Source organism: Pseudomonas sp. 1176_21, from assembly GCF_052850635.1.
In genome coordinates this window covers 163,625-183,352 of sequence record NZ_VXCV01000004.1, presented here as the reverse complement: position 1 = coordinate 183,352, position 19,728 = coordinate 163,625, and the positions used below count along the sequence as shown (strand labels likewise).

General features: G+C 61.2%; 22 protein-coding genes and 1 tRNA gene. 20 read left to right on the top strand and 3 right to left on the bottom strand.

The annotated features are described in order from the left end of the window. Positions 1–295 precede the first annotated feature (295 nt). The gene (locus FW760_RS11675; protein WP_078480040.1) at positions 296–721 is read left to right on the top strand and encodes an HIT domain-containing protein; all 426 of its coding nucleotides are present in this window, start codon (positions 296–298) and stop codon (positions 719–721) included. A 3-nt stretch (positions 722–724) separates the two neighbouring features. After that, positions 725–931, top strand: coding sequence for a SlyX family protein (locus FW760_RS11670; RefSeq protein WP_043864249.1), 207 nt, complete (start codon positions 725–727; stop codon positions 929–931). Positions 932–1,053: 122 nt separating this feature from the next. Here the strand turns inward: FW760_RS11670 and FW760_RS11665 are convergent, their stop codons facing one another. Continuing rightward, positions 1,054–1,641, bottom strand: coding sequence for a cold-shock protein (locus FW760_RS11665; RefSeq protein WP_043864302.1), 588 nt, complete (start codon positions 1,639–1,641; stop codon positions 1,054–1,056). A 303-nt stretch (positions 1,642–1,944) separates the two neighbouring features. Between FW760_RS11665 and FW760_RS11660 the strand changes: the two genes are divergently transcribed. The 18 genes from FW760_RS11660 to FW760_RS11575 all read left to right on the top strand — a co-directional run bounded on the left by FW760_RS11660 (position 1,945) and on the right by FW760_RS11575 (position 15,637). After that, a complete protein-coding gene (locus FW760_RS11660) occupies positions 1,945–2,415 on the top strand; it encodes a Dps family protein (protein ID WP_043864248.1) in 471 nt (156 codons plus the stop codon). Positions 2,416–2,690: 275 nt separating this feature from the next. Further along, complete coding sequence (locus FW760_RS11655; protein WP_054914974.1) at positions 2,691–3,020, top strand: ribbon-helix-helix domain-containing protein; 330 nt, start codon at positions 2,691–2,693, stop codon at positions 3,018–3,020. Positions 3,021–3,130: 110 nt separating this feature from the next. Further along, the gene (locus tag FW760_RS11650; protein WP_043864246.1) at positions 3,131–3,352 is read left to right on the top strand and encodes an FmdB family zinc ribbon protein; all 222 of its coding nucleotides are present in this window, start codon (positions 3,131–3,133) and stop codon (positions 3,350–3,352) included. Positions 3,353–3,448: 96 nt separating this feature from the next. After that, positions 3,449–5,224 carry an aspartate--tRNA ligase gene (aspS, locus tag FW760_RS11645; RefSeq protein WP_043864301.1) on the top strand — a complete coding sequence of 592 codons (1,776 nt, stop codon included), beginning with the start codon at positions 3,449–3,451 and terminating at the stop codon, positions 5,222–5,224. A gap of 121 nt (positions 5,225–5,345) precedes the next feature. Then, positions 5,346–6,092 (top strand): YebC/PmpR family DNA-binding transcriptional regulator, encoded by a 747-nt coding sequence (locus FW760_RS11640; protein WP_043864245.1) that lies wholly within the window; start codon positions 5,346–5,348, stop codon positions 6,090–6,092. A 116-nt stretch (positions 6,093–6,208) separates the two neighbouring features. Further along, positions 6,209–6,733 (top strand): crossover junction endodeoxyribonuclease RuvC, encoded by a 525-nt coding sequence (ruvC, locus tag FW760_RS11635; protein WP_043864244.1) that lies wholly within the window; start codon positions 6,209–6,211, stop codon positions 6,731–6,733. A 108-nt stretch (positions 6,734–6,841) separates the two neighbouring features. After that, a complete protein-coding gene (ruvA, locus tag FW760_RS11630; RefSeq protein ID WP_043864300.1) occupies positions 6,842–7,450 on the top strand; it encodes a Holliday junction branch migration protein RuvA in 609 nt (202 codons plus the stop codon). Continuing rightward, on the top strand, positions 7,451–8,506 hold the full coding sequence (gene ruvB, locus FW760_RS11625) for a Holliday junction branch migration DNA helicase RuvB (protein WP_043864243.1): 1,056 nt from the start codon (positions 7,451–7,453) through the stop codon (positions 8,504–8,506). It abuts the gene before it with no gap. Between the two features lie 125 nt (positions 8,507–8,631). Further along, a complete protein-coding gene (gene ybgC / locus FW760_RS11620) occupies positions 8,632–9,087 on the top strand; it encodes a tol-pal system-associated acyl-CoA thioesterase (protein ID WP_043864242.1) in 456 nt (151 codons plus the stop codon). Positions 9,088–9,089: 2 nt separating this feature from the next. Then, positions 9,090–9,785, top strand: a complete 696-nt coding sequence (gene tolQ / locus FW760_RS11615; protein ID WP_043864241.1) for a protein TolQ — start codon at positions 9,090–9,092, stop codon at positions 9,783–9,785. 14 nt (positions 9,786–9,799) lie between these two features. Next, a complete protein-coding gene (tolR, locus tag FW760_RS11610) occupies positions 9,800–10,252 on the top strand; it encodes a protein TolR (protein WP_043864240.1) in 453 nt (150 codons plus the stop codon). Continuing rightward, positions 10,252–11,337 carry a cell envelope integrity protein TolA gene (gene tolA, locus FW760_RS11605; protein WP_043864239.1) on the top strand — a complete coding sequence of 362 codons (1,086 nt, stop codon included), beginning with the start codon at positions 10,252–10,254 and terminating at the stop codon, positions 11,335–11,337. Before tolR ends, tolA begins: the two co-directional genes overlap by 1 nt. A 47-nt stretch (positions 11,338–11,384) precedes the next feature. Continuing rightward, positions 11,385–12,635 (top strand): Tol-Pal system beta propeller repeat protein TolB, encoded by a 1,251-nt coding sequence (gene tolB / locus FW760_RS11600; RefSeq protein WP_213085823.1) that lies wholly within the window; start codon positions 11,385–11,387, stop codon positions 12,633–12,635. Positions 12,636–12,687: 52 nt separating this feature from the next. Continuing rightward, the gene (pal, locus tag FW760_RS11595) at positions 12,688–13,185 is read left to right on the top strand and encodes a peptidoglycan-associated lipoprotein Pal (RefSeq protein WP_042121796.1); all 498 of its coding nucleotides are present in this window, start codon (positions 12,688–12,690) and stop codon (positions 13,183–13,185) included. Positions 13,186–13,191: 6 nt separating this feature from the next. Then, positions 13,192–14,004 (top strand): tol-pal system protein YbgF, encoded by an 813-nt coding sequence (gene ybgF, locus FW760_RS11590; protein WP_446443792.1) that lies wholly within the window; start codon positions 13,192–13,194, stop codon positions 14,002–14,004. 158 nt (positions 14,005–14,162) lie between these two features. Beyond that, on the top strand, positions 14,163–14,810 hold the full coding sequence (gene queE / locus FW760_RS11585) for a 7-carboxy-7-deazaguanine synthase QueE (RefSeq protein ID WP_043864236.1): 648 nt from the start codon (positions 14,163–14,165) through the stop codon (positions 14,808–14,810). A gap of 15 nt (positions 14,811–14,825) precedes the next feature. Continuing rightward, positions 14,826–15,500, top strand: a complete 675-nt coding sequence (gene queC, locus FW760_RS11580) for a 7-cyano-7-deazaguanine synthase QueC (protein ID WP_058541509.1) — start codon at positions 14,826–14,828, stop codon at positions 15,498–15,500. Between the two features lie 61 nt (positions 15,501–15,561). Continuing rightward, positions 15,562–15,637, top strand: a tRNA-Lys gene (locus tag FW760_RS11575). Between the two features lie 158 nt (positions 15,638–15,795). Here FW760_RS11575 and FW760_RS11570 read toward each other — a convergent pair. Together FW760_RS11570 and mgtA are read right to left on the bottom strand one after the other, a co-directional pair. Next, positions 15,796–16,146: a DUF2493 domain-containing protein gene (locus tag FW760_RS11570; RefSeq protein ID WP_043864234.1), complete on the bottom strand. Its 351-nt coding sequence runs from the start codon at positions 16,144–16,146 to the stop codon at positions 15,796–15,798. 25 nt (positions 16,147–16,171) lie between these two features. Further along, complete coding sequence (mgtA, locus tag FW760_RS11565) at positions 16,172–18,883, bottom strand: magnesium-translocating P-type ATPase (protein WP_058541511.1); 2,712 nt, start codon at positions 18,881–18,883, stop codon at positions 16,172–16,174. Positions 18,884–19,728: the final 845 nt, after the last annotated feature.

Below are 19,728 nucleotides of genomic sequence, written 5' to 3'. Positions count from 1 at the left end.
TGCCGTCGCGGAATAAGCAAAAAATCGACTTTGAAGTCAAAACGTTACCGGCTTGTAGGACAAGTGAGTAGTTTTCGGTAGGAGGCGGTGCTGATTGTGTTCGCGAGGCGCTATTTTGGTGCGAAAAGTAGCGTTTTGTTACCGGCGTGAGCGGACCTCCTGCGTGCAGTGTGGTCTGCCTGCCCCGGGAAGGAGCGCCATGTACTCATGCCTGTGACTCCAATCGGGAGTATCCTTGCGTCAATCACCTGCCGGGTGCAGGTATCGGGATTGAAAGGTGCGAGGAGATTGTTCTGTGTTTGCTCTTGATTCACGTTTGCAACAAGACACGATTGCGTTGGGGGACTTTCCTCTTTGTCGCTTGTTACTTAGTAAGGATGCTAACTATCCGTGGTTCATTCTGGTGCCGCGGCGTCCTGCTGTCAGCGAAGTATTCGAACTTGATGAAGAGGCGCAGCAGCAACTCTGGCAAGAGACCACGTTGCTGGCCAAGTTGCTCGACGGGCTGTTCGATGCCGACAAGATGAATGTCGCGACCCTGGGCAACGTCGTGAGCCAGTTGCACATGCATGTGATCGTGCGACGCCAGAGCGATGTGGCATGGCCTGGCCCGGTGTGGGGGCGCGTGCCGGCGCTGGTTTATACAGCCGAGGCGCTGGCTCATGTGCGCCGCATCGTCGAGCGTGAGCTTGGTGATTATCTTCAACCGATCGAGGCTTGAATCATGACCCTGGAAGCACGGGTAACCGAGTTGGAGAGTCGTCTGGCATTTCAGGACGATACGCTGCTGGCGCTGAACGATGTGCTGGTGGAGCAGCAGCGGGTGGTTGAGCGGCTGCAGCTGCAGATGGGCGCGCTGCTCAAGCGTTATGAGGAGATGGTGGGGCAGTACGAGTCCAACGAGGAAGAAGCGCCGCCCCCGCACTATTGATGCATGCGCCCCGCGCAGCGGGCCTAAAGGCTCAGTGCAGATCGACAGCAGAACAGGGCGGGTGAGTAGGCGTAAAAAAACCGCGATCGGCCGAGTGGCCGTCGCGGTTCTTCACGCGAGGATCAGCGACGCGGTGCCGCAATCACATCCTCGGCCTGCAGGCCCTTGTCCCGGTTCATCACCGAAAACTCCACACGCTGACCCTCCACCAGCACCCGGTGACCCTCGCCACGAATGGCCCGGAAGTGCACGAAGATGTCATCGCCGGAATCCCGCGAAATGAATCCAAAGCCCTTGGACGTGTTGAACCACTTCACGGTGCCCGTGTCGCGGTTGCTCATGTCGTAGGCAGGTGCCTGGCTGCGCGCACGGCCAACCTTGGCCAGGCCCGCCACCAGATGCAGCAGCACGGCCAGCAGGGCGCAGACCATGGCCGCGACATTGCCCAGCTCCGGGCGCAGCAGCACAGTGACCGCTTGCAATACCACTGCAAGCACCAGCAGCGCGCTGGCAGTGTGTTGCAGGTACTGGCGCGCGCCGCGGTAGTGCATTGGCAGCACAGGCACCAGGATCAGGTTGAGCAGCCCGAACAGCGCCAGGTAGATGGCATCGGGTTGTTGCAGGAAAGGGACAGCTTCGCCCCTCAGGCTAGGAATCAGGGACAGCAGCAAGGCAGCTGCGCCCGTCAACAGGTGAACGATCTTGAACATGGTGGTTTGGCTCACATTTTATTCAGGCATATCACAGGAAGAGCTGAACCCACGGTGCGCGGTTACCGATGAGGCGCCAAAGCGTGGCTGCAGCCTATGCGCCATTGCACAAAAAATGCGCAATGACGGCACAGTGCCTATTTAACAGCAAAGCCGGGTGCTTCTCAAATCAGCGGGCCAAACGGGCCGCGCGGCTGCAGCCCTGTGTCGCACGCCAGACCGGCAATCGGAGCTGCAGGCACGCGCAACTCTTGGTACAGTGCTTCCAGCATGTTGAACTGACATCACAGGAAGGAAATGTACATGGCAATTGATATTGGTATCAGTGAAGAAGATCGCAAGTCCATTGTTGACGGCTTGTCGCATCTGTTATCGGATACATATGTACTGTACTTGAAGACCCATAACTTCCACTGGAACGTGACCGGGCCGATGTTCAATACACTGCACTTGATGTTCGAAGGCCAGTACAACGAACTGGCCCTGGCAGTCGATGCCATCGCCGAGCGAATTCGTGCACTGGGCTTCCCGGCGCCGGGTACTTATTCCACCTACGCCAAGTTGTCCTCGATCAAGGAGGAGCCAGGTGTTCCGGCGGCTGAAGAGATGATCAAGCAACTGGTCGATGGCCAGGAAGCCGTGGTGCGGACCGCGCGCAGCCTGTTCCCGTTGCTGGACAAGGTCAGCGACGAGCCGACCGCCGACCTGTTGACCCAGCGCATGCAGGCCCATGAAAAGACTGCCTGGATGCTGCGCTCGCTGTTGGCCAAGTGAGTGTTCGGCGCCTGTAAAGGCGCCTGTTGAAAGACGCAAGCCCGATTTTTCTTTAGAGGAATCGGGCTTTTTTAATGGGTACTTCCTGCGTGCTGCGGCCGGCGTGGAACAGTTTCAGCAGGTGTGGTACATGAACTCAACTAAAAGGTTATTCCTACGCTGCGCAGGCTCGCGGTCTGCTGGTTGCAATACGATGAACAGCGCTTCATAGGCAGGTACCTGGATAGCAAGTATCCAGGTGATGAACTTCCTGTCAGTCAATGCGTGGGATGAATATGTCGCGAGTCGTGAATGAACGTGCATGCACCGCCGAGCAACTTCGTATGGCCCCTGGTGATCCTTTTCAGGCAGATTTCAATATGGGCCTGGCGCGCCCGCTGTCGCGTTCGGTGCGACTCAACGGCTTCGCCACCTGCTTGCGCCTGGAAGAGGTCTACTGGAAAATCCTCGAGCGCATTGCCGCCGCCAACCGGTGTACGGTCAATGCGGTGCTGTCCCATGTGGACCGCGAAGTCCACCTTCGCCACGGCGGCGTCAAGAATTTCAGCGGCCTGGTGCGGGTGATCTGCGTGGTCTACGTGCTGGGGGGCGGCGCCAAGCCCTGAACCATTCGTGCGCTGGCACGGCGGGCGGGCTGCACAGCCCCGGTTAACCATATATAATCCCGCTTTTTGCTGCGTGGCGCGGCCCGCGCAGTGGTCAACGAGATACGCCAATGCCCCTGTACGACTATCAATGCGGTTCCTGCAGCCACCAGATGGAAGTTCTGCAGAAGATCAGCGCAGCGCCGCTGACCGATTGCCCGGCCTGCCAGGCACCTGCCCTGAAGAAGCTGATTTCTGCCCCGGGCTTCCGCCTGGGCGGCACCGGCTGGTATGAAACCGACTTCAAGACCGGCACCAAAAAGAACCTGGCGGGCGCCGACAAGGCCGACTGAGTTGAACTGTACTGCCAGGGTCTTGCACTATGGGCCCCCTGGGGCCGGCAAGGTCCACACCCGAATTCACGAATGACGAGAAGCGAAACCACCATCATGATGCGCAGCCACTATTGCGGCCAACTGAACGAGAGCCTGGAAGGTCAGGAAATTACCCTTTGCGGCTGGGTCCATCGTCGTCGCGACCACGGCGGGGTGATCTTCCTCGACATCCGTGATCGCGAAGGCATGGCTCAGGTCGTGTTCGACCCGGACCGCGCAGAAAGCTTTGCCGCCGCCGACCGCGTGCGCAGCGAGTACGTGGTGAAAATCACCGGCAAGGTGCGTCCGCGCCCTGCAGGCGCAGTCAACGCCAACATGGCCTCGGGCGCCATCGAAGTGCTGGGCTACGAGCTCGAAGTGCTGAACGAAGCGGAAACCCCGCCGTTCCCGCTCAACGAGTACTCCGACGTGGGTGAAGAGACCCGCCTGCGCTATCGCTTCATCGACCTGCGTCGTCCGGAGATGGCCGAGAAGCTGCGTCTGCGCTCGCGCATCACCACCAGCATCCGTCGCTTCCTCGACGAAAACGGCTTCCTCGACGTCGAGACGCCGATCCTGACCCGCGCTACCCCGGAAGGCGCGCGTGACTACCTGGTGCCAAGCCGTACCCACGCCGGCAGCTTCTTTGCCCTGCCGCAATCGCCGCAGCTGTTCAAGCAACTGCTGATGGTGGCCGGTTTCGATCGCTACTACCAGATCGCCAAGTGCTTCCGCGACGAAGACCTGCGCGCCGACCGCCAGCCGGAATTCACCCAGATCGACATCGAGACCAGCTTCCTGGACGAGACCGAGATCATGGGCCTGACCGAAAGCATGATCCGCAAACTGTTCAAGGAAGTCCTCGACCTGGAGTTCGGCGAATTCCCGCACATGACCTTCGAAGAGGCCATGCGCCGCTACGGTTCGGACAAGCCTGACCTGCGCAACCCGCTGGAACTGGTGGATGTGGCCGACCAGCTGCAAGCGGTCGACTTCAAGGTGTTCAGCGGCCCGGCCAACGACCCGAAATGCCGCGTTGCCGCACTGCGTGTACCGGGCGGGGCGAGCATGCCGCGCAGCCGTATCGACGAGTACACCAAGTTCGTCGGCATCTACGGTGCCAAGGGCCTGGCGTACATCAAGGTCAACGAGCGCGCCAAGGGCGTCGAGGGCCTGCAGTCGCCAATCGTCAAGAACATCCCCGAGGCCAACCTGAACGTGATCCTCGATCGCGTGGGCGCGGTCGATGGCGACATCGTGTTCTTCGGTGCCGACAAGTCCAAGATCGTCAGCGAAGCCCTGGGCGCGCTGCGCATCAAGGTCGGCAACGACTTCAACCTGCTGACCTGCGAATGGGCACCGATGTGGGTTGTCGACTTCCCGATGTTCGAAGAGAACGACGACGGCAGCTTCACGGCGCTGCACCACCCGTTCACCGCGCCAAAATGCTCCCCTGAAGAGCTGGAGGCCAACCCGGCCACCGCGCTGTCGCGTGCCTATGACATGGTGCTCAACGGCACCGAGCTGGGTGGCGGTTCGATCCGTATCCACCGCAAAGAGATGCAGCAGGCCGTGTTCCGCCTGTTGGGCATCGAGGCGGCGGAACAGGAAGAGAAGTTCGGCTTCCTGCTCGACGCGCTGAAGTTCGGTGCACCGCCGCACGGTGGCCTGGCCTTCGGTCTGGATCGCCTGGTGATGCTGATGACCGGCGCCCAGTCGATTCGTGAAGTGATCGCCTTCCCGAAAACCCAGAGCGCTGCGTGCGTCATGACCCAGGCCCCAGGCCTGGTCGATGCCAAGGCACTGCGTGAGCTGCACATCCGTCTGCGCGAACAGCCCAAGGCTGAGTAAGCGGGCCCGGGGCGCATCCACTTGGATGCGCCTTTGCGTTACGGCATACCGAATTGATTGCCCACGCCAGGTTTTTCCGGGCGGGGGCGTGGTTTTGTTTCAAGGATTTCTGGAGTCAGTTATGGCGGGTCATTCCAAGTGGGCGAACATCAAGCACCGCAAAGAGCGCCAGGATGCCAAGAGAGGCAAGATCTTCACCAAGTGGATTCGTGAGCTGACCGTCGCCGCCAAGCAGGGCGGTGGCGACCCGAATTCCAACCCGCGCCTGCGCCTGGCGCTGGACAAGGCCTTGGGCGCGAACATGAGCCGCGACATCATCGATCGCGCCGTGGCCCGTGGTGCAGGCGCAACCGAAGCCGACAATGTCGAAGAGCTCAGCTACGAAGGCTACGGCCCGGGCGGCGTGGCGATCATGGTCGAGGCCATGACCGACAACCGCAACCGCACCGCCGCGGCCGTGCGCCATGCCTTCAGCAAGTGCGGTGGCAACCTGGGCACCGATGGCTCGGTGGCCTATCTGTTCGAGCGCAAGGGGCAGATCAGCTTTGCCGCCGGTGTCGATGAAGACGCGCTGATGGAAGCGGCGATGGAGGCCGATGCCGACGACGTGGTCAGCAACGAAGATGGCTCGTTCGACGTGTTCACCTCGTTTGCCAGCTTCTACGCGGTGCGTACTGCCCTGGAGGCTGCCGGCTTCAAGGCTGCGGATGCGGAAATCGTCATGCAGCCGACCACCAGCGCCGAACTCGACCTGGAGGGTGCACAGAAGGTGCTCAAGCTGATCGACATGCTTGAAGACCTGGACGATGTGCAGAATGTGTATTCCAACGCCGAAATTCCTGACGAAGTCATGGAACAACTCGGCTAAGGTTCAGTTCTGGCGTACTCGAGGCCGGATTCGTCCGCAGGCACCTTGTGCCCGTGACGGGTCCGGCTTCTGTCTTTTTAATGGCGCCCCGGTGCGCCACTGGTTGCGCAGGCGATATGACTCTGATTCTTGGTATTGACCCCGGCTCGCGGATTACCGGCTATGGTGTGGTGCGCCACACGGCGCGCGGGTGCGAGTACGTGGCCTCCGGTTGCATCCGTACCGGCAGCGGCGAGCTGCCCGAGCGCCTGCAGGTGGTATACCGCAGCGTGCGCGAAATCATCCAGTTGCACGGGCCGGTCACCATGGGTATCGAGCGGGTGTTCATGGCGCGCAACGCCGACTCGGCGCTCAAGCTCGGCCAGGCGCGCGGCGCCGCCATCGTCGCCGGGGTCGAAGAGGGCCTGGAGATCGCCGAGTACAGTGCCACCCAGGTCAAGCAGGCGGTCGCCGGTACCGGCGGGGCCAACAAGGAACAGGTGCAGATGATGGTCATGCACCTGCTCAAGCTCACCCAGAAGCCGCAGATAGACGCCTCCGATGCCCTGGCCATCGCCCTGTGCCATGCCCATACCCGTTCCAGCCTGGTGCCGCACGGGCTGGGCGCTGCACGCAGCCGCAGTGGCCGCCTAAGGCTCTGATAGCATCATCGGTTAACACAATTTCGCTTGCCGGCCACCGCCGGCTTGCAATCATGGCGGCTGATGGCGGGCTTGATCGCCCCGGCGCCCTGGATAAAGGACCTGAACGTGATTGGACGTTTGCGCGGTACCCTGGCTGAAAAGCAGCCGCCGCACCTGATTGTCGATGTCAACGGCCTGGGCTACGAGCTCGAGGTGCCGATGACCACCCTGTATCGCCTACCCAAGGTTGGCGAGGCAGTGACGCTGCACACCCACCTGGTGGTACGTGAAGACGCGCACCTGCTGTATGGCTTTCACGAAAAGCGCGAGCGCGAGCTGTTCCGCGAGCTGATCCGCCTCAACGGCGTAGGGCCCAAGCTGGCCCTGGCATTGATGTCGGGCCTGGAGGTCGACGACCTGATACGCTGCGTGCAGGCCCAGGACACCTCGGCGCTGGTCAAGGTGCCGGGGGTGGGCAAGAAGACCGCCGAGCGCCTGCTGGTCGAACTCAAGGACCGCTTCAAGGCCTGGGAAACCGCGCCAAGCCTGTTTACCTTGGTGTCCGACGGCCCGCAGCCGGTGGCAAGTGCCTCCACTGCCGAAACCGATGCGGTCAGCGCGCTGATCTCGCTGGGCTACAAGCCGCAGGAAGCCAGCCGCGCCGTGGCGGCCATCGATGCCAAGGGCCTGAGCAGCGAAGAGCTGATCCGGCGCAGTCTCAAGGGGATGATTTAAGTGATCGAAGCCGACCGACTCATAGCCGCTACCGGGCGCGACCGCGAAGAGGTCCAGGACCGGGCGATCCGGCCATTGCGCCTGGACGAGTACATCGGGCAGCCAGTGGTGCGCGAGCAGATGGCGCTGTTCATCCAGGCGGCACGTGGGCGCAGCGAGTCGCTGGACCATACGCTGATCTTCGGCCCGCCGGGCCTGGGCAAGACCACCCTGGCCAACATCATCGCGCAGGAGATGGGCGTTTCGATCAAGAGCACCTCCGGGCCGATCCTCGAGCGCCCGGGCGATCTGGCGGCGCTGCTGACCAACCTGGAACCCCACGATGTACTGTTCATCGACGAGATTCACCGGCTTTCGCCGATCGTCGAGGAAGTGCTGTACCCGGCCATGGAAGACTTCCAGCTGGACATCATGATCGGCGAGGGGCCGGCCGCACGTTCGATCAAGCTCGATTTGCCGCCGTTCACCCTGGTCGGGGCAACCACCCGCGCCGGCATGCTGACCAATCCGCTGCGCGACCGTTTCGGTATCGTGCAGCGCCTGGAGTTCTACAACACCGCAGACCTGGCCACCATCGTCAGCCGCTCGGGCGGGATTCTTGGCCTGCCGATCGAGGACGAGGGCGCCTTCGAGATCGCCCGGCGCGCCCGTGGCACCCCGCGTATCGCCAACCGCCTGCTGCGTCGTGTACGCGACTACGCCGAGGTGCGTGGCAAAGGTGACATCACCAAGGCCATCGCCGACCTGGCGCTGAACCTGCTGGACGTGGACGAGCGTGGTTTCGATCACCAGGACCGGCGCCTGCTGCTGACCATGATCGAGAAGTTCGACGGTGGCCCGGTGGGTGTTGACAGCCTGGCAGCGGCGATCAGCGAAGAACGTCACACCATCGAGGACGTGCTGGAGCCCTACCTGATCCAGCAGGGCTACATCATGCGCACACCCCGTGGGCGCGTGGTGACCCGGCACGCCTACCTGCACTTTGGCCTGAACATTCCGGGCCGCATGGGCGAGTCGGTCAACGGCGAGGGTTTTTCCGACCTGGCCGATGAATGACAGACTTATCCGGCGTTTTCGTGGTCCTATCGGCGGACACGCATGAGTCGCGCTGGCAATACGACATAATCCGTTAAAAACAGTTGGTGGGGCGGATTGGCAAGCTGAGGAGTTAGCACTAGAGTATGCGCGCGCAAAATGGGGTTGAGTCGTTCGCACATCGCTGTCGCGTCTATTACGAGGACACCGATGCGGGCGGCGTGGTGTATTACGTCAATTATCTGAAATTCATGGAGCGTGCCCGCACCGAGCGGTTGCGCGAGCTGGGCTTTGCCCAGTCTGCGATGGCAGAACAGAACACCTTGTTCGTCGTTCATTCCAGCGAGGCGCGCTACCACGCGCCGGCCCGCCTGGACGATGAATTGCGGGTCACCGCACAAGTGCTTGAATTGAATCGTGCCAGCCTGCGCTTCGTGCAGCAGGTCTGGCGCGAGCGTGATGCAACGCTGCTCTGCGAGGGGCAGTTCCTGGTGGCCTGTGTGCGCGCCGATACGTTCAAACCCCGGGCCATTCCTTCCGAGCTGCGTGCAGCCTTTGTGGCGGCGGATGGTGCGGGTAACCAAACAATTGCAGGAGATTAAGCGTGGAAGCTAACGTCGTCGACCATACCTCCATGTGGAGCCTGGTCAGTAATGCCAGCATCGTGGTGCAGCTGGTCATGCTGATTCTGGTGGCCGCATCGGTGACCTCGTGGATCATGATTTTTCAGCGCAGCACCATGCTGCGTGCCGGTCGTCGTGCGCTGGAAAGCTTCGAGGAGCGCTTCTGGTCGGGTATCGACCTGTCCAAGCTGTACCGCCAGGCCGGCAGCAACCCGGACCCGGACTCGGGTGTGGAGCAGGTCTTCCGTGCCGGCTTCAAGGAGTTCTCGCGCCTGCGCCAGCAACCGGGTGTCGACCCTGACGCCGTGATGGAAGGCGTTGGCCGGGCCATGCGCGTGGCCATCTCGCGTGAAGAAGAGAAGCTCGAACAGAGCCTGCCGTTCCTCGCCACCGTCGGTTCCACCAGCCCGTACATCGGTCTGTTCGGTACCGTATGGGGCATCATGAACTCCTTCCGCGGCCTGGCTTCGGCCCAGCAGGCGACCCTGGCCACTGTGGCTCCGGGTATCGCCGAGGCACTGATCGCCACCGCGATCGGCCTGTTCGCCGCAATCCCGGCAGTTATTGCCTACAACCGTTTCGCTGCACGCAGTGAAGTCTTGATCGGCCGCTACTACACGTTCGCCGACGAGTTCCAGGCCATCCTGCACCGTAAAGTGCACACCAGCGAAGAGTGATCAGGTAAAAGCCCATGGCTCGAGTTCGACACAAACGCAAGCCGGTCGCGGAGATGAACGTGGTGCCCTACATCGATGTGATGTTGGTACTGCTGGTCATCTTCATGGTGACCGCACCGATGCTCAACCAGGGCGTGAAGGTCGACCTGCCCAAGGTTTCCAGCGAAGCCTTGCCGCAGGACAACAACGTCCAGATCCTTACCATTTCGATCAAGGCCGACAAGACCTATTTCTGGAACCTTGGCAGCGAAGTCGACACCGAAAAGCAGATGGACAAGGCCATGACCTTGCCGCAAATGACCGACGCGGTGACCAAGATCATCGCGGCCGGACGTGACCAGGGCAAACAGACCCAGGTGTTCATCCGTGGCGACAAGGCCGTCGACTATGGCGCGGTGATGGGCGCCATGGGCGGGTTGCAGAAGGCCGGTGTCGGTAACGTTGGCCTGATTACCGAGGCGCCCTGATGCAACAGCGAGAGCCATCCGCCTCGGAAAGCTATTTCTGGCCCAGCGTCTGGGCCATCGCGCTGCACGTTCTGGTGTTCGGCATGCTGTTCGTCAGCTTTGCCATGACCCCGGAACTGCCGCCGGCCAAGCCTATTGTCCAGGCGACCCTGTACCAGCTGAAGTCCAAAAGTCAGGCCACCACCCAGACCAATCAGAAGATTGCGGGTGAAGCGAAGAAAACCGCTGCGCGCCAGACCGAAGTCGAGCAGATGGAACAGAAGAAGGTCGAGCAGCAGAAGCAGGAAGCGGTGAAGGCTGCGGAACAAAAGAAAGAAGAGGCGGCTCAAAAGGCCGAAGAAGCCCGCGAGGCGGCCGAAGCCAAGAAGGCCGACGAGGCCAAGAAAGCCGACGAGGCCAAAAAAGCGGACGCGGCCAAGAAAGCCGAGGAAGCCAAGAAGGTCGAAGAGAAACAGCAGGCCGACCTCGCCAAGAAGAAAGCCGAGGAAGAGGCCAAGAAACAGGCAGCAGAAGAGGCCAAGAAGCAGGCCGCTGAAGACGCCAAGAAGAAAGCCGCCGAGGATGCCAAGAAAAAGGCAGCCGAGGATGCGAAGAAAAAAGCGGCAGCCGAAGAGGCCAAGAAAAAGGCCGCCGAGGATGCCAAGAAGAAAGCCGCAGCCGATGCGGCCAAGAAGAAGTCAGCAGAAGCGGCGCGCAAGGCGGCGGAAGACAAGAAAGCCCAGGCCCTGGCCGAGCTGTTGTCCGACTCCACCGAACGGCAGCAGGCGCTGGCCGACGAGCAGGGTGACCAGGTGGCCGGCGACTTCGACGACCTGATACGTGCCCGCGCAGCCGAAGGCTGGGCGCGCCCACCTTCTGCACGCAAGAACATGACGGTGGTCCTGCAGATTGGCATGTTGCCCGATGGCACCGTGACCACGGTGAGCGTTGCACGCTCCAGTGGTGATGGTCCGTTCGATGCTTCTGCGGTAGCAGCGGTCAAGAACATTGGCCGCCTGACCGAAATGCAGGGCTTGAAACCGAGCGAATTCAATCCCTATCGTTCATTCAAGATGACATTCACACCTGAGGATCTAGCCTTGTGATTAACCTTCTTAGAGGACTGCTGGTCGTTCTCTGCTGCGCAGCAGGGATGGCCGTTGCAGAAGAAAAGAACATCCTGGTCACCAGCGGCAGTGACCGTGCCACGCCGATCGCGGTCGTGCCGTTCGCCCTGCAGGGTGGCAGTGTGCTGCCCGAGGACATGGCCGATATCATTGGCAATGACCTGCGCAACTCCGGCTACTACGCGCCGATTCCGCGCCAGAACATGATCAGCCAGCCTAGCCAGGCCAGCGAAGTCATCTTCCGCGACTGGAAGGCCCTGGGCGCCCAGTACGTGATGGTAGGCAGCATCGTGCCAGCGGGCGGTCGCCTGCAGGTGCAATATGCGCTGTTCAACGTCGCCACCGAGCAGCAAGTGCTGACCGGCAGCGTCTCGGGCACTACCGACCAGCTGCGTGACATGTCGCACTACATTGCCGACCAGTCGTTCGAGAAGCTCACCGGCATCAAGGGTGCGTTCTCCACGCGCATGCTGTACGTCACCGCCGAACGCTTCTCCAAGGACAACACTCGTTACACGTTGCAGCGTTCGGACTACGACGGCGCCCGCGCCGTGACCCTGCTGCAGTCGCGCGAGCCGATCCTGTCGCCGCGCTTCGCGCCAGACGGCAAGCGCATTGCCTATGTGTCGTTCGAACAGCGTCGTCCGCGTATCTTCGTACAGCACATCGACACTGGCCGTCGTGAGCAGATCACCAACTTCGAAGGCCTCAACGGTGCACCAGCCTGGTCGCCCGATGGTTCGCGCCTGGCGTTCGTGCTGTCCAAGGACGGCAACCCTGACATCTATGTGATGAACATGGCTTCGCGCCAGATGTCGCGTGTCACGGCCGGCCCGGGTATCAACACCGAGCCGTTCTGGGGCAAGGATGGTTCGACCATCTATTTCACGTCGGATCGTGGCGGCAAGCCGCAGATCTACAAAACCAACGTTTCGGGTGGTGGTGCCGAGCGTGTAACTTTCGTGGGTAACTACAACGCCAACCCTAAACTGTCGGCGGATGAAAAGACCCTGGTAATGATTCATCGCCAGCAAGGTTTCACCAACTTCAAGGTGGCCGCGCAGGATTTGCAGCGAGGAAGTGTAAAAATCCTCTCTGAAACAAGTCTTGATGAGTCACCCACTGTTGCGCCCAACGGCACCATGCTAATCTACGCCACCCGCCAGCAGGGCCGGGGAGTCTTGATGCTCGTCTCTCTCAACGGACGCGTGAGGCTCCCGCTTCCTACCGCTCAAGGCGAAGTCAGAGAACCGTCCTGGTCCCCTTACCTGAACTGACGCGGCGCTTTACGTAACACTTAACACATTGGGGTTCATTAGGAGTTTCACGATGGAAATGCTGAAGTTTGGTAAGTTTGCTGCGCTGGCTCTGGCCATGGCTGTAGCTGTAGGTTGCTCCTCCAAGGGCGGCGACAACGCTGGTGAAGGCGCTGTTGATCCAAACGCTGGTTACGGCGCTAACACCGGTGCTGTTGACGGTTCCCTGAGCGAAGAAGCCGCTCTGCGCGCAATCACCACCTTCTACTTCGAATACGACAGCTCGGACCTGAAGCCAGAAGCCATGCGCGCTCTGGACGTTCACGCCAAAGACCTGAAAGGCAATGGCGCTCGCGTCGTCCTGGAAGGCAACACCGACGAGCGTGGTACTCGCGAATACAACATGGCCCTGGGCGAGCGTCGTGCTAAAGCCGTACAGCGCTACCTGGTACTGCAAGGCGTTTCCCCAGCCCAACTGGAACTGGTTTCCTACGGCGAAGAGCGTCCAGTTGCTACCGGTAACGACGAGCAATCCTGGGCTCAGAACCGTCGCGTCGAACTGCGTAAGTAATTCGATATGCGAACGTGCCGCCGTGCTGTAACCGTCCTGGCTCTCGCCCTGCCACTCGTGGCCTGGGCCGAGGTTCCTGTTGTTGATGACAACGCTGGCTATAACGGCGCAAGCAGTTATCCGCCAGCGGGTTATGGTACGAGCGGCGCCTACGCCGGGGGAGGGGTTTCGGCCCCTGCCTCGGCGCAGGGTCAGCTGTTCATGCAATTGCAGCAGATGCAGGATCAGATTTCGCGTCAGCAAGGCGTGATCGAAGAACTGCAAAACGATGTAGCCCGCCTGAAACAGGAAGGCCTGGAGCGTTACCAGGACCTGGATCGGCGTATCGGAGCCGGCGGTGCACCCGCTGCAACTCCCGAGAATTCTTCCACCGGTGGTGATGTAGCCGCCGGTGCCGCTGCAGGCGCGGCCACCGCCTCTGCGGCCAATAGCGAACCTGGCGACCCGGCGAAAGAAAAGCTCTATTACGACGCTGCTTTCGACCTGATCAAGGCCAAGGATTTCGACAAGGCCAGCCAGGCATTCAATGCCTTCCTGCGCAAGTACCCCAACAGTCAGTACGCCGGCAATGCCCAGTACTGGCTGGGTGAAGTGAATCTTGCCAAGGGCGACCTGCAGGGCGCTGGCCAGGCGTTTGCCAAGGTCAGCCAGCTGTATCCGAAGCACAGCAAGGTGCCGGACTCGCTGTACAAGCTGGCCGATGTCGAGCGCCGCCTGGGTCACACCGACCGGGTCAAGGGTATTCTGCAGCAGGTGGTCACCCAGTACCCGGGTACCTCCGCCGCACAGTTGGCCCAGCGCGACCTGCAGAAGCTCTGAACTGCCCGCCTGGAAGAAACCCGCGCTAGTCGCGGGTTTTTTCGTTAGAATCGATGCCCTTTTATTGACACACGCTGCTGCGAACTACGCGATGCCGGGTTCGCTGCAGTGCCTGACGGAGGCGGACAGCCTGTTTAGCTGTTACGCCCGTGGCGACTATGCAAGACACATTACGAATTACCGAAGTTTTTTACTCGTTGCAGGGTGAAACGCGTACCGCTGGGCTGCCCACGGTATTTGTACGTCTCACCGGCTGCCCTTTGCGTTGCCAGTATTGTGACAGTGCCTATGCCTTCAGTGGTGGCACCGTGCGCAGCCTCGACTCGATTCTCGAGCAGGTGGCTGGTTTTCGCCCGCGTTACGTGTGCGTCACTGGCGGTGAGCCATTGGCCCAACCCAACGCCATCCCCTTGCTCAAGCAATTGTGCGACGCCGGCTATGAGGTGTCGCTGGAAACCAGCGGAGCACTGGACATCTCGAAGGTCGACCAGCGCGTCAGCCGGGTGGTGGACCTCAAGACGCCGGGCTCCGAAGAGATGCACCGCAACCTCTACGAGAATATCGAGCTGCTGACCCCGAACGATCAGGTCAAGTTCGTCATCTGTTCCCGTGAAGACTATGACTGGGCGGTATCCAAGCTGATCCAGTATGGTCTGGAGAAGCGTGCCGGGGAGGTGCTGTTTTCGCCGAGCCACCATCAGGTCAAGGCCAGCGACCTGGCCGACTGGATCGTGGCCGATAATTTGCCGGTTCGTTTTCAACTGCAGTTGCACAAGCAATTGTGGAACGACGAGCCGGGACGCTGATTGGGGAGTGATGTCATGACTGAGAAACGTGCGGTAATCCTGCTGTCTGGTGGCCTGGACTCGGCCACGGTGGTCGCGATGGCCAAGGCCGAAGGCTACAGCTGCTATACCATGAGTTTCGACTACGGCCAGCGTCATCGCGCCGAACTGGACGCCGCTGCGCGAGTTGCCCGTGACCTGGGTGCAGTCGAGCACAAGGTGATCGGCCTGAGCCTGGATGGTATTGGTGGTTCGGCGCTGACCGACAGCAGCATCGATGTACCCGAGACGCCGGGTGAAGGCATTCCAGTGACCTACGTACCGGCGCGCAATACCGTGTTCCTGTCGTTGGCGCTGGGCTGGGCCGAGGTGTTGCAGGCGCGGGATATCTTCATCGGCGTGAACGCGGTGGATTACTCGGGCTATCCGGATTGCCGTCCCGAGTTCGTCGAGGCATTCGAGCGCATGGCCAACCTGGCCACCAAGGCCGGTGTCGAGGGGCAGGGCTTTCGCATCCAGGCACCGTTGCAGAACCTGAGCAAGGCGCAGATCGTTCAGGCGGGCATGGCGCGTGGTGTCGACTACAGCCTCACTGTGTCGTGCTATCAGGCTGACGACCAAGGCCGTGCCTGTGGCAAGTGCGACAGCTGCCGCCTGCGTGCAGATGGCTTCCGGGCAGCCGGCGTGACCGACCCAACCCGATATTTTTGATTTTTTTTACGGTGGGGTGTTGATTTCCTTAAGGAAATCAGTATTATACGCCCCACGCAACGGGTCGTTAGCTCAGTTGGTAGAGCAGTTGGCTTTTAACCAATTGGTCGTAGGTTCGAATCCTACACGACCCACCATTTCGAAAAACCCGCTTTCCATGAGAAAGCGGGTTTTTTTTCGTCTGTTGAATTTCCCTCCCTGTTCAGCAACTGAACCGTGATCTGCGGGTTGACCTGGAGATTGCGTTCGCGCCAGCTCGGCTGGGTGCGAGCTGGCGCGGGAGGGGGTCACCGGTTTACGGGTTGCCTGCCGAGAGTGTCTGCAGGCCCTGGCTTCGGGCCTGCTCGAGCAGTTCTTCGGTGTCTGCCCCGCCGGGCAGCGCGAGCACGATGTCCGGTCGGCTATCGGCCAGCATGAAGCGGTTGCGCAGGCGTTCGGCCTGTTTGCCGTGGTGCTGCCAGTTGGGTGGGTAGCGCACGATGTGGGCTGCGTTTTCCCGGGCCCAGTCCTCGATATGTGCACCGAGAAACTGACTGCCACCGTGGATGACCACCTGCACCGGGTGCAGGCGCTGGAAAGCTTCCAGAACCTGCCGGCACACCCGGCTGTCGGCGTAATGGCGGCCGGCGCAAATCAGTACGCGCATAGGCGTTCTCCCTGAGCCACGTTCTTCAGAACCACTGCTTGAAGCGGCGGATGTACAAGGTCTTCATGGTCTGGGCGACCACGCAGTAGCTGAGCAGTGTGCCCACCAGCCAAGGGAAGTATTCCCACGGCAGCGGAACCAGGCCGACCATGCTGCCCAGCGGCGAGAAGGGCACGTAGATTCCCAGCGCCATCACCAGCCCCGTCGCCAGCATTACCGGCAAGGCTGCAGTGCTCTGGATGAACGGGATCTTGCGGGTGCGCAGCATGTGCACCACCAGGGTCTGGGACAGCAGCCCTTCGATGAACCAGCCCGACTGGAACAGGCTGGCCATTTCCACGCTGTTGGCGGCGAACACGTACCACATCAGCGCGAAGGTGGTGATGTCGAAAATGGATGAGGTTGGCCCTATCCACAGCATGAACCGCCCGATGTTCCGGGCATCCCATTTGCGTGGCTTGGCCAGGTACTCCTTGTCCATCTTGTCCCATGGCAGCGCCAGCTGGGAGAAGTCGTACATCAGGTTCTGCAGCAACAGGTGAATCGCCAGCATCGGCAGGAAGGGGATGAAGGCACTGGCGACCAGCACCGAGAACACGTTGCCGAAGTTGGAGCTGGCGGTCATGTTCAGGTACTTCATGATGTTGCCGAAGGTCTCGCGACCCTTGATCACCCCTTCCTCCAGTACCATCAGGCTCTTTTCCAGCAGGATGATGTCTGCCGACTCCTTGGCAATGTCGGTGCCGCTGTCCACCGAGATGCCGACGTCGGCGTCGCGCAAGGCAGGGGCGTCGTTGATCCCGTCACCCAGAAACCCGACGGTGTGGCCGTTGGCTTGAAGGGCCTTGAGTACGCGGGACTTCTGCAGTGGCGTGAGCTTGGCGAACACCGTGCGCTCTTCGACCCGGCGCGCGAGCACCTCATCGTCCATGTGCTCGATGTCGCGGCCCAGTAGCGGCTCGCCTGCCTCCAGGCCCACTTCCCGGCAGATCTTGGCGGTAACGGTGGGGTTGTCGCCGGTGAGTACCTTGACCGTCACGCCGTTGTCGCGCAGTGCGGCGATGGCCGGGCCGGCGCTTTCCTTGGGCGGGTCGAGGAAGGTCAGCAAGCCTTCGATGATCAGCTCGCGCTCATCACTGGCGCTGTACTGGGTCTGCGTCTCGCCTGCGGCTATTTGGCGGGTACCCACCAGCAGCACGCGAAAGCCGTCGCGGTTATAGGCCTCGGCGAGTTTGAGCAGGGCCGAACGGCGCTCGGCATCCAGGCTTACGGCAGTGCCCTGCTGGCGGACCCGGCTGGCGGTCTCCAGCATCTCTTCCACGGCGCCCTTGCACACCAGCAGGTGACCACCACTGGCATCGGCCAGGATCACCGACAGGCGCCGACGTACGAAGTCGAAGGGCAGTTCATCGACCTTGCGCCAGGCTGCCGGAGGGGTGAACTGCGGATTGTCCTCGGCGAAACTGACCACGGCGCGGTCCATGAGGTTTTTCATGCCGCTCTGGTGGTGGCTGTTGAGCCAGGCCAGTTGCAGCACCTCGTCGCAGCGGTTGCCGCCGACATCGACATGGTGTTCGAGGATGATGCGGTCCTGGGTCAGGGTGCCGGTCTTGTCGGTGCACAGTACGTCCATGGCGCCGAAGTTCTGGATCGCGTTCAGGCGCTTGACCACTACCTTGCGCCTGGCCATGGCGGCCGCACCCTTGGCCAGGTTGGCGCTGACGATCATCGGCAGCATTTCCGGGGTCAGGCCAACCGCTACCGCCAGGGCGAACATGAAGGCTTCGGCCCAGTCCCCCTTGGTGAAGCCGTTGATCAGCAGCACGATGGGCACCATCACCAGCATGAAGCGGATCAGCAGCCAGCTCACGCTGTTGACCCCGCGGTCGAAGGCGGTCTGCGCGCGGGAGCCGACGATGGAGCGGGCCAGTGAGCCGAAATAGGTCCGAGCCCCGGTGGCGACCACCACGGCCGTGGCGGTCCCGCTGACCACGTTGGTGCCCATGAAGCAGATGTTGGGAAGGTCCAGCAGGTCCTGTTGGTCGGCGGCCTGGGCCTTGGCGGATTTTTCCTGCACCGCACCCAGGGTGTCGTACTTTTCCACTGGCAAGGCTTCGCCGGTCAGTACTGCCTGGCTGATGAACAGGTCGCGGGACTCGATCAGGCGAATGTCTGCGGGGATCATGTCGCCGGCAGACAGCTGGATGATGTCGCCCACCACCAGTTCGCGCATGGGTAGTTCTCGAACCCGCGCCTGGGCCCCTAGCTGCTCGCGCCGCAGCACGGCTGCGGTGGTGCGCACCATCGCCTTCAGGGCTTCGGCGGCCTTGGCCGATCGGTGTTCCTGCCAGAAACGCATCACGCCGCTCGCCAACACCATCACCAGCACGATGATCACGCCGGTCAGGTCGGTTTCTTCGCCGGCCTGCAGCGGCAGCCAGAAGTCGGTGAAGAAACTGATACCCGTCAAGGTCATCAGCACATAGATGAAGGGGTTGTTGAAAGCGTGCAGCAACTGCACCAGTGCATGGGGCGGACGGTCATGGGCCACTTCGTTGTGGCCGTCCCGTTGCAGGCGGCCCTGGGCTTCTTCTTCGGTGAGCCCGGCGGGGCTGGAGTTGACGTTGGCCAGGGTAACGGCCAGGCCGTTCTGGGCCTCGCGCGCGGCGCGCATCGACAGCTTGTTGCTGTCACGGGTGGGGTGGGTGTGGCGGGGTGTTGGGTTTTTTACAGTCATGGTCTGTGCTCCTGCCGCCTGCTCGCGGCACGACACACCGACAACTCAACTAATCATAGGCGAGTGAAAGTATGTCGAGTCGCGGGCAGGCGATCGATTCGAAGAGTGGGATCTTTAGCGGTGACGTTCGCTGCCTGTTGAATGAACGTGCACAGGCAGCGAACCGACTACTGGCCTCTTCCATAATGTGCTCCACAGATTTTTATTAATGCGAAGGCAATAAAGTGCCGGCGAATTTTCCAACTAGGAAATTCGTTTTTTAATAAGCGCAAAGTTGCCGTTTATTCAAGGGGAAGTACGGACCCCGAATGCATGCAAACCTGGATCAGGCGTGCTGCAGAAACAGGGCGGCACCCCGACTCGGTGGGTCCTGACTGTCGTCCAGGCTCCAGCGCTGCTGGCGTTGGCCGCTTGTGGAGCAGACGCGCCAACGGGCCCGCAAGGCGCTGCTGGCAGGGGAGTCGCAGGGGAGGCTTGGCGCACGCACGGGCAGCCTGGGCGCGCGCAGAAGCCTGGCCCGCAGGGCTGAAGTGAAGGCGCGTACGCCCGGTATTGCAGAAGAAGTGAAGTACATAACGTGTGCCTCGCGACCGGACGAACCGGGGAGGCAAGCCACGTTGGAGCATCAAGCCCTAGCGCAGCTTACCCGACCGCGGAGTCGAGTCCCGTCATTTTCAGGGTTAAGTGCCTGGCGTTGCGCAGCGGCAATGACCAGACAGCGTCTAGATACTATGTCCATTGGCTTCTTTGGTGAGTTGAAAAAAGGCCGGATTTCCGGCCCGCGCAATTTACTCAGGAGGGGGAGCGAAGTCAACAGCAATCAGGCGTGAAAATTGAAACGTTAA

What these genes read in the sequence shown, in the direction of transcription:
- ruvC (WP_043864244.1), top strand. Translation starts at nt 6,209, where the DNA reads ATGACTCTGATTCTTGGTATTGACCCCGGCTCGCGGATTACCGGCTAT.
- mgtA (WP_058541511.1), bottom strand. Translation starts at nt 18,883, where the DNA reads ATGACTGTAAAAAACCCAACACCCCGCCACACCCACCCCACCCGTGAC.
- FW760_RS11660 (WP_043864248.1), top strand. Translation starts at nt 1,945, where the DNA reads ATGGCAATTGATATTGGTATCAGTGAAGAAGATCGCAAGTCCATTGTT.
- tolB (WP_213085823.1), top strand. Translation starts at nt 11,385, where the DNA reads ATGGCCGTTGCAGAAGAAAAGAACATCCTGGTCACCAGCGGCAGTGAC.
- FW760_RS11570 (WP_043864234.1), bottom strand. Translation starts at nt 16,146, where the DNA reads ATGCGCGTACTGATTTGCGCCGGCCGCCATTACGCCGACAGCCGGGTG.
- FW760_RS11640 (WP_043864245.1), top strand. Translation starts at nt 5,346, where the DNA reads ATGGCGGGTCATTCCAAGTGGGCGAACATCAAGCACCGCAAAGAGCGC.
- FW760_RS11670 (WP_043864249.1), top strand. Translation starts at nt 725, where the DNA reads ATGACCCTGGAAGCACGGGTAACCGAGTTGGAGAGTCGTCTGGCATTT.
- queE (WP_043864236.1), top strand. Translation starts at nt 14,163, where the DNA reads ATGCAAGACACATTACGAATTACCGAAGTTTTTTACTCGTTGCAGGGT.
- FW760_RS11655 (WP_054914974.1), top strand. Translation starts at nt 2,691, where the DNA reads ATGTCGCGAGTCGTGAATGAACGTGCATGCACCGCCGAGCAACTTCGT.
- queC (WP_058541509.1), top strand. Translation starts at nt 14,826, where the DNA reads ATGACTGAGAAACGTGCGGTAATCCTGCTGTCTGGTGGCCTGGACTCG.
- pal (WP_042121796.1), top strand. Translation starts at nt 12,688, where the DNA reads ATGGAAATGCTGAAGTTTGGTAAGTTTGCTGCGCTGGCTCTGGCCATG.
- tolA (WP_043864239.1), top strand. Translation starts at nt 10,252, where the DNA reads ATGCAACAGCGAGAGCCATCCGCCTCGGAAAGCTATTTCTGGCCCAGC.
- FW760_RS11665 (WP_043864302.1), bottom strand. Translation starts at nt 1,641, where the DNA reads ATGTTCAAGATCGTTCACCTGTTGACGGGCGCAGCTGCCTTGCTGCTG.
- FW760_RS11650 (WP_043864246.1), top strand. Translation starts at nt 3,131, where the DNA reads ATGCCCCTGTACGACTATCAATGCGGTTCCTGCAGCCACCAGATGGAA.
- ybgC (WP_043864242.1), top strand. Translation starts at nt 8,632, where the DNA reads ATGCGCGCGCAAAATGGGGTTGAGTCGTTCGCACATCGCTGTCGCGTC.
- ybgF (WP_446443792.1), top strand. Translation starts at nt 13,192, where the DNA reads ATGCGAACGTGCCGCCGTGCTGTAACCGTCCTGGCTCTCGCCCTGCCA.
- aspS (WP_043864301.1), top strand. Translation starts at nt 3,449, where the DNA reads ATGATGCGCAGCCACTATTGCGGCCAACTGAACGAGAGCCTGGAAGGT.
- tolR (WP_043864240.1), top strand. Translation starts at nt 9,800, where the DNA reads ATGGCTCGAGTTCGACACAAACGCAAGCCGGTCGCGGAGATGAACGTG.